Source organism: Pseudoalteromonas sp. SG41-2 (assembly GCF_014164535.1).
Lineage (GTDB): Bacteria > Pseudomonadota > Gammaproteobacteria > Enterobacterales > Alteromonadaceae > Pseudoalteromonas > Pseudoalteromonas rhizosphaerae.
On record NZ_JACJFK010000126.1, the window covers coordinates 1 to 431 of the forward strand.

Consider the following 431-nt stretch of genomic DNA (forward strand, 5'->3'; position numbering starts at 1 on the left):
AGCCAACTTGGGACGATAAACTTACACGCCGGGCGCGATTTATGCCTAGAAACCGAGCAAAACAATGTACAGTTTGTGATAAAGAACAATCAATTTATTGATGTTAAAAATGAACTCAAACAACAAACTAACAACGGCAATATCAATTACCAAAGTGCCGGCAACAACGCGTTCACAGGTAAAAAAATCGATGTAAAAGCTGACCAAGAGCTGTCATTAATTTCGGGGCGTGCGGTTAAAATAAACGCGCAAAGTGATATTTTACTAAAGACTAATAACAGTGATTTAAAGCTCAACGTACCAAATGGTTCAACGTTTTTACAAACCAGTAAGTCAATTAACATCACAGGCTCTGGGCAAGGCGATTTAATCATTCATAACGCCGGCGGCGAAATTAAACTCGATAGCCAAGGCAACGCCACCATCATCGC

Annotated in this window: 1 pseudogene; it reads left to right on the plus strand. The window is 40.4% G+C overall.

Annotated features, from left to right (window positions below):
- Positions 1-431: pseudogene (locus H5186_RS22755) on the plus strand (hypothetical protein); the annotation flags it as partial.